The 11,095-nt window shown below is 60.6% G+C and carries 6 protein-coding genes and 1 pseudogene; all 7 read left to right on the forward strand.

Annotated features, from left to right (window positions below):
- Positions 1 to 402, forward strand: a pseudogene (locus B7L72_RS15235) (type IV pilus secretin PilQ); the annotation flags it as partial.
- On the forward strand, positions 402 to 968 hold the full coding sequence (gene aroK / locus B7L72_RS15240; RefSeq protein WP_039180095.1) for a shikimate kinase AroK: 567 nt from the start codon (positions 402 to 404) through the stop codon (positions 966 to 968). The pseudogene B7L72_RS15235 and the gene aroK, both read left to right, overlap by 1 nt.
- Positions 965 to 2,071, forward strand: coding sequence for a 3-dehydroquinate synthase (gene aroB / locus B7L72_RS15245; protein ID WP_081195345.1), 1,107 nt, complete (start codon positions 965 to 967; stop codon positions 2,069 to 2,071). The genes aroK and aroB overlap by 4 nt, the downstream gene beginning before the upstream one ends.
- 596 nt (positions 2,072 to 2,667) lie before the next feature.
- A complete protein-coding gene (gltB, locus tag B7L72_RS15250) occupies positions 2,668 to 7,110 on the forward strand; it encodes a glutamate synthase large subunit (protein WP_081195347.1) in 4,443 nt (1,480 codons plus the stop codon).
- 32 nt (positions 7,111 to 7,142) lie between these two features.
- Positions 7,143 to 8,561 carry an FAD-dependent oxidoreductase gene (locus B7L72_RS15255; protein WP_039180089.1) on the forward strand — a complete coding sequence of 473 codons (1,419 nt, stop codon included), beginning with the start codon at positions 7,143 to 7,145 and terminating at the stop codon, positions 8,559 to 8,561.
- A gap of 231 nt (positions 8,562 to 8,792) precedes the next feature.
- Positions 8,793 to 10,448, forward strand: a complete 1,656-nt coding sequence (locus B7L72_RS15260; protein ID WP_039180087.1) for a CTP synthase — start codon at positions 8,793 to 8,795, stop codon at positions 10,446 to 10,448.
- A gap of 10 nt (positions 10,449 to 10,458) precedes the next feature.
- Positions 10,459 to 11,095: 3-deoxy-8-phosphooctulonate synthase (kdsA, locus tag B7L72_RS15265; RefSeq protein WP_081195349.1), on the forward strand; the 637-nt coding region annotated here is incomplete at its 3' end.

Below are 11,095 nucleotides of genomic sequence, written 5' to 3' on the forward strand. Positions count from 1 at the left end.
GAGCGTGCTTTCCAGAGCGTCGATGCACAGGGTAACCCGGATACCGAGTTCAAGGAGGCGGAGCTGTCGCTGGAAGTCACGCCGCAAATTACCCCAGATAACCGTATCATCATGGATCTGGTGATCAAGAACGACAGTTTCCGGGAAAGCGAGTTTGGCGGTGAGCCGCCCATCGACACCAATCAGATCGAAACTCAGGTGTTGGTGGACAACGGTCAGACGGTAGTGCTGGGTGGGATTCTGACCACCGAGCAGCTGAGCCAGATGGCCAAGACCCCGCTGCTGGGTGATTTGCCCTTTATCGGTCGGCTGTTTCGCTATACCGAAGAGAGCAATGAAAAGGTAGAGTTACTGGTCTTTATTACTCCTCGTTTACTTGATGATGGTTTGGCGGTTCGCTAATGCAGGATTTACCCAATATTTTTTTGATCGGCCCCATGGGGGCTGGCAAGAGCACGATAGGTCGCCTGTTGGCGGCGGAGCTGTCGCGCTCCTTTCATGATAGCGACCATGCCATACAGGATCGTTGCGGTGCCGATATCCCGTGGATTTTCGACGTGGAAGGGGAGCCCGGTTTTCGTCAGCGCGAAATCCAGATGATCGACGAGCTGACACGGCTTTCTGGCGTGGTGGTGGCCACCGGAGGTGGGGCGGTGCTACGTGAAGAGAACCGTCGTGCGCTGCGTGAACGCGGTACCGTGGTGTACCTGATGACCACCGTAGAACAACAGCTCAAACGCACGGCCAAGGACCGTAATCGTCCGCTACTCCAGTGTGCCGATCGGGAGCAGGTGCTCAACGACATGTTCGCCACCCGTGACCCCCTCTATCGCGCCACGTCCGATATTACCGTACGTACGGATCGTCGCAGCCCGCGCGCCGTGGTCAATGAAATTCTGCGCCGAGTCCACCGGCTGGTCGACCCGCTGGAAGCAACCGGCACAACGCAAACAAAGGTATCGTCATGACACAGCCCTCAGGCATAGAACGCACTCTGAACGTGGATCTGGGTGAGCGAAGCTACCCCATTCATATCGGTGTGGGGCTGTTGAATCGCCCTGAGCGGTTCGTGCCTTACCTGGCGGGTGAGCAAGTCATGGTGGTCACCAACGAGACCGTTGCGCCGCACTATCTCGACGCGCTGTGCCAAAGCTTGCCTGACCACCTTGACGTACGCACGCTGGTGCTGCCCGACGGCGAGCAATACAAGAGTATCGAACAGGTCAGCCGCATCTGGGATGCCTTGCTGGAAGCTGGGTTCAATCGCCGCTGTACGCTCATTGCGTTGGGTGGTGGCGTGATTGGCGACATGGTGGGCTATGCGGCTGCCTCCTATCAGCGTGGCGTCGCGTTCATTCAAGTGCCCACCACCCTGCTCTCGCAGGTGGACTCCTCGGTGGGCGGGAAGACCGGGGTGAACCATCCGCTGGGCAAGAACATGATAGGCGCCTTCTGGCAGCCCAAAGCCGTCATCGTCGATATCGATACCCTGGCCACGCTGCCGCCCCGGGAGCTGTCGGCGGGCCTGGCCGAAGTGGTGAAGTATGGCTTCATTCGTGACGAAGATTTTTTGGGCTGGCTGGAAGCGCACATGGATGCCCTGCGTCAGGTGGAGCCAGGCATCGTGGCCGAGGCGATTGCCAAAAGCTGCCAGATCAAGGCCGACATCGTGGCCGAAGACGAAACCGAGCAGGGGGTTCGCGCGCTATTGAACCTGGGGCACACCTTTGGCCATGCCATCGAAGCGCATCAGGGGTATGGCAACTGGCTGCACGGTGAGGCGGTGGGGGCGGGCATGGCCATGGCGGCCACGCTGTCATGCCAGCTAGGCTGGATCACGGAGGATGCGCTGGCGCGCACTCGCTCGGTGATCGAAAGTGCCGGGCTACCGCTGGCCGCGCCGCGTGATATGAGCGCCGATGATTTTCTGGTGCGCATGCGCCTGGACAAGAAAAACGTCGATGCGCGCCTGCGCCTGGTGCTGCTCAAGGCGCTGGGGGATGCCTGCGTCAGCGATGCCACGCCCCCGGAACTGCTGACCGAGCTGCTGACCGGCTACCCTCGCGCCTAGGCTTTGTACGAAAACTGCCTACGCTCGCCCATACGGCGTTAAAAATCGGCTCAAAGTACTCATTTACACCTTGTAAACTCCGTCTTTTCGCCGATTTTTGCCTTGTCTGGCCATCGCTCGCCGACTTTTCGTACAAAGCCTAGCGAGGTAGCGTCGGATGCTGATCATGCGTCAGTCACGATATTGGCAAAGCCCGCCCACTCCACGGCGGGCTTTTTATTGGCTGTTAGTATCCAATTAGCATGGCTTATGCGCTATCGGCATGGGTTTTTTGCTTTGATTTAGACCAAAGTCTAATGCTTTGTAGGCAGCGTTTAAAAATCGTGCAATGACTGTGCAAGTGCTTGAAGTGTATGTATTTTTTTGTAGTTTGAGCATGCAACTACAGGATTTGACAAGGTTTTTTTGCGGTTGGCGAGTTCTGGGTGATTGCGCTACGCGACTGCAAATCGCTATGCTGAGCAACCATTTTCTTGCAGCAGCGGATGCGGGAAAGCCCTTATTTCAGGCGGGTAATAAGAGCAATAAAAAAAGAAAACCCGAAATAATACCATAAAAACGCTGCTGGTAAAATACGATGACTAGAGGCACGCCCAATGAATAGAGGTCTTCACCAGCCTGGCGAGTTTCGCGATAACTGTGGTTTTGGCCTGATTGCCCATATGGAAGGGCAGGCCAGTCACGACTTGCTGAAAACGGCCATTGAATCACTTACCTGCATGACGCACCGTGGTGGTATCGCGGCAGACGGCAAAACCGGCGACGGTTGTGGTCTGCTGCTCAAGATGCCAGCACAGTTCATGCGTGCGGCAGCTCAAGAGGCGCTCGGTGTGGCGCTGGGCGAGCGCTTTGCCGTGGGCGTGGTATTCCTGCCTGACGACGATGCGCGTGCCAGCAAGGCCAGGGAAACCCTGGTTGGCGAGCTGAGCGCCCGCGGCCTGGACGTGCTGGGCTGGCGAGTCGTGCCCACCGACTCCAGTGTCTGTGGCCCCATGGCACTGGACTGCCTGCCGCGTATCGAGCAGCTGTTCGTGGCGCCTGGCACTAGCGACAACTTCGATGTCGACCTGTTCATGGCGCGCCGCTATGCCGAGCAGGCCCTGCGCAGTGATGAAGACTTCTACGTGGCGTCGCTTTCCAGCGAAGTGGTCTCCTATAAAGGCCTGGTAATGCCGGAAGACCTGCCAGCCTTCTACAAGGACCTGAACGACCCGCGCCTGGAAACCGCCATTTGTGTTTTCCACCAGCGCTTCTCGACCAACACGGCGCCGCGCTGGCCGCTGGCGCAGCCGTTCCGCCTGCTGGCACATAACGGTGAAATCAACACCATCGAAGCCAACCGCGGCTGGGCGAACTCGCGCAAGGCGAACTTCGTCAACGAACGTCTGCCCGATATCGCCAAGCTGGATGAAATCGTCAACACCACCGGCTCCGACTCCTCCAGCATGGACAACATGCTGGAAGTACTGCTGACCGGGGGGATGGAGCTGCACCGCGCCGTGCGCATGATGGTGCCACCTGCCTGGCAGAACGTGGAGACCATGGATGCCGAGCTGCGGGCGTTCTACGAATACAACTCCATGCACATGGAGCCCTGGGATGGCCCCGCTGGCGTGGTCATGACCGACGGCCGTCAGGCCGTGTGTATGCTCGACCGTAACGGGCTGCGCCCGGCGCGCTGGGTGATCACCAGGAATGGCTACATCACGCTGGCGTCGGAAATCGGCACTTACGGCTATCAGCCGGAAGACGTGGTGGCAAAAGGTAGAGTCGGCCCTGGTCAGATGCTGGCCGTGGATACCCACACCGGCGAAGTGCTGCACACCCAGGACGTCGATGACCGCCTGAAGTCTGCCTACCCCTACAAGCGTTGGCTGAAGCAGGAGGCCAGCTACCTGGAGTCGGCGCTGACCGAGCTGGCGCGATTCCAGACCATGGATACCGACGCCCTGAATGTGCAGCAGAAGATGTTCCAGGTGACCTTCGAAGAGCGCGACCAGGTGCTGCGCCCGCTGGCAGAAAGCGGCCAGGAAGCCGTCGGGTCCATGGGCGACGATACACCCATGGCGGTCCTGTCGAGCCGTCCGCGCCTGCTGACCGACTTCTTCCGCCAGAAGTTTGCTCAGGTCACCAACCCGCCCATCGACCCGCTGCGCGAAGCGATCGTCATGTCGCTGGAAACCTGCTGCGGTGCCGAGCTGAACGTCTTCAGGGCCACGCCGGAGCACGCGCACCGTTTGATCCTGACCACGCCGGTGCTGTCGCCACGCAAGTTCACTGCGCTGGTGAGTCAGGACGACCCGGCATTTGCCAGCCATCTGCTGCCGCTGGGCTACGACCCGGAAAGCACCAGCCTCCAGCAAGCCATTGTGGCGCTGTGCCAGGAAGCCGAAGCGCAGGTCAAGGCGGGCAAGGTAATTCTGGTACTGAGCGATGCCGAACTGCCCAAGGGCCAACTGCCCATCCAGGCAGCCCTGGCCGTGGGTGCCGTGCACTCGCACCTGGGGCGTCTGGCGCTGCGCCCGAATGCCAACATCGTGGTCGAGACCGGCTATGCCCGCGACGCCCACCAGATGGCCGTGCTGTTCGGCGTGGGCGCCACGGCGGTCTACCCGTGGCTGGCCTATCAGGTGATGGCCGACATGCACCGCACTGGCGAACTCACCGGTAACCCGGCAGATGCCCGCGAGAACTACCGCAAGGGCCTGCAGAAGGGGCTGTTCAAGATTCTTTCGAAGATGGGCATCTCGACGCTGGCGTCCTACCGTGGCTCCATGCTGTTCGAAGCTGTGGGCTTGGCCGATGAAGTGATGGATACCTGTTTCGTCGGCATGGCGTCGCGCATTCAGGGCACCGGCTTTGCCGAGCTGCAGCTGCAGCAGGAGCTGCTGGCCAAGGATGCCTGGATTCCGCGCAAGGGCATTTCTCAGGGCGGTATGCTCAAGTACGTGCATGGCCACGAGTATCACGCCTATAACCCGGATGTGGTCAAGGCACTGCAGGCGGCGGTACAAGAGGGCAGCTACGCCAAGTGGAAGAAGTTCGCGCAGCTGGTGAACGAGCGCCCCGTGGCCACCATTCGTGACCTGCTGAAGCTCAAGCCTGCGGCCACGCCGATTCCGCTGGAAGAGGTCGAGCCCATCGAAGCGCTGATTCCACGCTTCGACAGCGCAGGCATGTCGCTGGGCGCACTCTCCCCCGAGGCCCATGAGGCGCTGGCCCAGGCCATGAACGAGGCCGGTGGTCGCTCCAACTCCGGGGAAGGCGGCGAAGACCCTGCCCGCTACGGCACCATCCGCAGCTCCAGGATCAAGCAGATCGCCTCTGGCCGTTTCGGCGTGACGCCTGCCTACCTGGTCAATGCAGACGTACTGCAGATCAAGGTTGCCCAAGGGGCCAAGCCCGGCGAAGGCGGCCAGCTACCTGGCGGCAAGGTCAATCAACTGATTGCCCGCCTGCGTTACTCGGTGCCCGGCGTGACGCTCATTTCGCCGCCGCCGCACCACGACATCTACTCCATCGAAGACCTGGCGCAGCTGATCTTCGACCTGAAGCAGGTCAACCCTGATGCCCAGGTGTCGGTGAAGCTGGTCTCCGAGCCCGGCATCGGTACCATTGCCACCGGCGTTGCCAAGGCCTACGCGGACCTGATCACCGTCTCGGGCTACGATGGCGGCACGGCAGCGAGCCCGCTCACCTCCATCAAGCACGCCGGTTCCCCCTGGGAGCTGGGCCTGCCGGAAGTGCATCAGGCGCTGCGGATCAACGGCCTGCGCGACAAGATTCGTCTCCAGACCGACGGCGGTCTGAAAACTGGGCTGGACGTGGTCAAGGCGGCCATTCTGGGGGCCGAAAGCTTCGGCTTTGGCACGGCGCCCATGGTGGCGCTGGGCTGCAAGTTCCTGCGCATTTGCCATCTCAACAACTGTGCCACCGGTGTCGCTACTCAGGACGACTTCCTGCGCGGTGAACATTTCCGCGGCACCGTGGACATGGTGAAGAACTACTTCCGCTTCATTGCCGAGGAAGTGCGCGAGCTGATGGCCATGCTGGGCGTGAGCAAACTCACTGACCTGATTGGCCGTACCGACCTGCTGGAAGTGCTGGAAGGCAACACTGCGTCGCAGCGCAAGCTGGATCTGACGCCGCTGCTGTCCAACGATTTCGTGCCCGCCGACGCGCCGCAGTTCTGCGTGGTCAGCCGCAACGTGCCCCACGACCCCGGTGCCAAGAACCAGGAAGTGCTGGCGGCGCTGAAAGAGGCCATCGACACCCAGTCCGGCGGCACCTTCGATTTCACCATCACCAACTGCGACCGCAGCTTGGGCGCGCTCACCTCGGGGGCGATTGCCAAGCGCTACGGTGAGGATGGCCTGGAAGCGGCGCCGGTCACCGCGCGCTTCAAAGGGGTGGCGGGCCAGAGCTTTGGTGTCTGGAACGCGCGAGGTTTGAATCTCTACCTGGAAGGCGACGCCAACGACTACGTGGGCAAGGGGATGAACGGTGGCAGCATCGTGATCGTGCCGCCCAGGGTCAGCCAGTTCGAAAGCCACAAGACCGCCATCATCGGCAACACCTGCCTGTATGGCGCCACCGGCGGCACGCTGTTTGCGGCGGGCACGGCAGGCGAGCGCTTTGGCGTGCGTAACTCTGGCGCCACGGCGGTGATCGAAGGTGCCGGTGACCACTGCTGCGAATACATGACCGGCGGTCTGGTCTGTGTGCTGGGTGAGACGGGCGTCAACTTTGGGGCAGGCATGACCGGTGGTTTTGCCTACGTACTGGATGAAGATCGTACCTTCGTGGACAAGTACAACCACGAGCTGGTCGAAATCCACCGGGTGAATACCGAAGCGATGGAAGCCTATCGTCGTCACCTGCGCGAAATGATCGAAGCCTACGTGGCGGCGACCGACTCTGCGCGTGGTGCGGCGATTCTGGAAGACTTCAGCGACTACGCACGCCACTTCTGGCTGGTGAAGCCCAAGGCCGCTAGCCTGGGCAGTCTGCTGGATCAATCCCGGCGTCAGCCGCAATAACCGTCCGCGCCTACGCTTCGAGGAGAGAGATCATGGCCAACCGTTTGAATAACGATTTTCAGTTCGTCGACGTGGGTCGTAAAGACCCCGAGAAAAAACCGGCGCATACCCGTGCCAAAGAGTTCGCGGAAATCTACGAGCCCTTCAAGCCCACCGATGCGGCCAGTCAAGCGCATCGCTGCTTGCACTGTGGCAACCCGTACTGCGAATGGAAATGCCCGGTACATAACTATATTCCCAACTGGCTGCAGCTGGTGGTGGAAGGCAACATCATCGAAGCCGCCGAGCTGTCCCACAAGACCAACTCGCTGCCGGAAGTGTGTGGCCGCGTGTGCCCGCAGGATCGTTTGTGCGAGGGCGACTGCACCTTGAACGATGGCTTTGGTGCCGTCACCATTGGCTCTGTAGAGAAGTACATTACCGATACCGCCTTTGCCATGGGCTGGCGCCCGGACATGTCCAAGGTGGTCTGGACCGACAAGAAGGTCGCCATTGTAGGGGCGGGGCCTGCGGGCCTCGGCTGTGCCGACATTCTGGCGCGTAACGGCGTCAAGCCCGTGGTGTTCGACAAGTACCCGGAAATTGGTGGCCTGCTGACCTTCGGTATCCCGGAGTTCAAGCTGGAAAAGAACGTCATGGAGCGCCGCCGCGCGGTCTTCGAAGAGATGGGCGTCGAGTTCCGCCTGAATACCGAAATCGGCACCGACATTGAGTTCGAGACGCTGCTGCAGGAGTACGATGCGGTGTTCCTGGGCATGGGCACCTACAAGTACATGCAGGGTGGCTTCCCCGGCGAAGACCTGCCCGGTGTCTACAAAGCGCTGGATTTCCTGATTGCCAACGTCAACCGCCGCCTGGGCTTCGAAAAAGACCCCAGCGACTTCATCTCCATGGAAGGCAAGCGGGTCGTGGTGCTGGGTGGTGGCGATACCGCCATGGACTGTAACCGCACCTCGATTCGTCAGCGTGCTGCCAGCGTGACCTGTGCCTATCGCCGCGACGAAGAGAACATGCCGGGTTCGCGCCGTGAAGTGGCCAACGCCCGGGAAGAGGGCGTCGAGTTTCTGTTCAACCGCCAGCCGGTAGCGGTGGTCGGGGACGACAAGGTTGAGGGCGTGAAGGTCGTGCGGACGCGCCTGGGCGAGCCGGATGAAAACGGTCGCCGTCGCCCGGAAGTGGTGCCCGGCTCCGAAGAGATCATTGCCGCCGATGCGGTGGTGGTGGCCTTTGGCTTCCAGGCAAGCCCGGCCCCATGGTTCAAAAGCGCCAATATCGAGGTCAACGACTGGGATCTGGTCAAGGCACCCGAGCATGGCCAGTATGCGTTCCAGACCAGCAACGAGAAAATCTTTGCCGGTGGCGATATGGTGCGCGGTTCGGACCTCGTGGTGACGGCCATTTATGAAGGCCGCCAGGCCGCCGAAGGCATTCTGGACTACCTGGGCGTTTAAGCGTGTAACGAGGTGGCAAAGGGGTGCCTGAGGCACCCCTTTGCCCGATAAATCGGCCTCCCACTGCTTATGGGCAGCCAGTGGTTAGTGTGGGAGGCAGCTTTAGCTCGCGACCCGGCACGGCGGCCATGTCAGTTCAAATTGAGCCGAAGGGTGTAATCTGCTATTCTGTCGTCCCATCCTGGTGTGGCTTTCTGTTACGCCTTTTGATCACGTTTCGACAGGTTTTCCATGACACGATATATCTTCGTGACCGGCGGCGTTGTGTCCTCTCTTGGCAAGGGCATCGCGTCGGCCTCGCTGGCGGCGATTCTCGAGGCTCGCGGCCTTAAGGTCACCATGCTCAAGCTCGACCCGTACATCAACGTGGACCCGGGCACCATGAGTCCTTTCCAGCACGGCGAGGTGTTCGTCACCGAGGATGGCGCCGAGACGGATCTGGACCTGGGGCACTACGAGCGCTTCATCCGTACCAAGATGACCCAGCGCAACAACTTCACCACCGGCCGAGTGTACGAGCACGTGCTGCGCAAGGAGCGCCGTGGTGACTACCTGGGCGGCACGGTACAGGTCATTCCCCATATCACCGATGAGATCAAGCAGCGTGTCTACGCTGGCGGCGAAGGTTTCGACGTGGCGCTGGTGGAGATTGGTGGCACGGTCGGCGATATCGAGTCGCTGCCCTTCCTGGAATCCATTCGTCAGATTCGCAGCGAGTTGGGCGCCAGTCGCGCCATCTACATGCACCTGACCCTGGTGCCCTATATCAAGACCGCTGGCGAGACCAAGACCAAGCCGACCCAGCACAGCGTCAAGGAGCTGCGCTCCATCGGTATCCAGCCGGACATTCTGATTTGCCGCAGCGAAGTCGAGCTGGAAGAGAGCGAACGTCGCAAGATTGCGCTGTTCACCAACGTGGAAGAGCGTGCGGTGGTGCCGCTGCAAGACGCCGACACCATCTACCGCATTCCGCTGATGCTCCACGAGCACGGTCTGGACGATATCGTCTGCGACAAGCTGCGCCTGGAGGCGGCACCGGCCGATCTGTCCGAGTGGATCAAGGTGCTCGATGCCAAGCTCAACCCGCTGAAATCCATCAGCATCGCCATGGTCGGTAAGTACATGGAGCTGCTGGATGCTTACAAGTCATTGAACGAAGCGCTGATCCACGCCGGTATCCAGGGGCGTATCAAGGTCAACGTGGACTACATCGACTCCGAAGATATCGAGCGTCACGGTACCGAGCGCCTGGCTGGAAAGGACGCCATTCTGGTGCCGGGCGGCTTTGGTGAGCGTGGCGTCGAAGGCAAGATTCTGACCGCCCAGTTCGCCCGTGAAAACAACATCCCCTACCTGGGTATCTGCCTGGGCATGCAGGTGGCGGTGATCGAGTTCGCGCGTAACGTGGCAGGCTGGAAAGATGCCAACTCCACCGAGTTCACCCACGACACCAAGCACCCGGTAGTGGGGCTGATTACCGAGTGGATCAACGCCGAAGGCAAGATCGAGCTGCGCGATGCGGCCTCTGATCTGGGCGGCACCATGCGTCTGGGTGGCCAGGTGTGTCACTTGACGTCAGGCAGCAAGGCGCGCGAGGCGTACGGCGCTGACGAGATCGTCGAGCGTCATCGCCATCGCTTCGAAGTCAACAACCAGTTCATCGACGAGCTGGAGCGTGCAGGCCTGGTGATTTCAGGCAAGAGCGTGGACCAGTCGCTGGTGGAGATGGTCGAGCTTGCCGACCACCCCTGGTACGTGGCGTGTCAGTTCCATCCGGAATTCACCTCCACGCCGCGTGATGGCCATCCGCTGTTCTCCGGGTTCGTCAACGCCGCGCTCGAGTACAAGACGGCACGTACCCGTGCCCACGCCACACCTCAGGAATAAAGGGGGAAGCATGTCTTCTCAATCCCAATTCCCAGAGCATCACATCCACGTTGCCGGCTTAACCGCCGGCAATTCTTTGCCACTCATGCTGCTGGGCGGCATGAACGTGCTGGAGTCGGCAGAACTGGCCGATGAAGTCGCGCAGGCTTACGTGGCCGTGACGCAAAAGCTGGGCATGCCGTATGTTTTCAAGGCCAGTTTCGACAAGGCCAACCGCAGCTCGATTCACTCATATCGTGGCCCTGGGATGGATAAAGGGCTGCAGATACTGGCCGATATCAAGGCGCGCTATAACGTGCCCATCATTACCGATGTGCACGAGCCCTGGCAGGCTGCGCCTGCGGCCGAGGTGGCCGATATCATCCAGCTTCCGGCTTTTCTGGCGCGCCAGACCGATCTGGTAGTGGCCATGGCCAAAACGGGCGCTGCCATCAACATCAAGAAGCCGCAGTTTCTGGCACCCCATGAAATGCGCCATATCCTCAGCAAGTTTCAGGAAGCGGGCAATGACCGCCTGATGCTCTGCGAGCGCGGCACCAGCTTTGGCTACAACAACCTGGTGGTGGACATGCTGGGCTTTGGCGATATGAAGCACACCGGCTATCCGGTGTTTTTCGACGTGACCCACGCTTTGCAGCGCCCCGGTG

Origin of the sequence: Halomonas sp. BC1 (assembly GCF_002078135.1) — a bacterium.
In the GTDB taxonomy this organism is placed as follows: Bacteria; Pseudomonadota; Gammaproteobacteria; order Pseudomonadales; family Halomonadaceae; genus Vreelandella; species Vreelandella stevensii.

Coding starts and splice junctions, on each gene's coding strand:
- aroK (WP_039180095.1), top strand. CDS start 402: ATGCAGGATTTACCCAATATTTTTTTGATCGGCCCCATGGGGGCTGGC.
- aroB (WP_081195345.1), top strand. CDS start 965: ATGACACAGCCCTCAGGCATAGAACGCACTCTGAACGTGGATCTGGGT.
- B7L72_RS15255 (WP_039180089.1), top strand. CDS start 7,143: ATGGCCAACCGTTTGAATAACGATTTTCAGTTCGTCGACGTGGGTCGT.
- B7L72_RS15260 (WP_039180087.1), top strand. CDS start 8,793: ATGACACGATATATCTTCGTGACCGGCGGCGTTGTGTCCTCTCTTGGC.
- gltB (WP_081195347.1), top strand. CDS start 2,668: ATGAATAGAGGTCTTCACCAGCCTGGCGAGTTTCGCGATAACTGTGGT.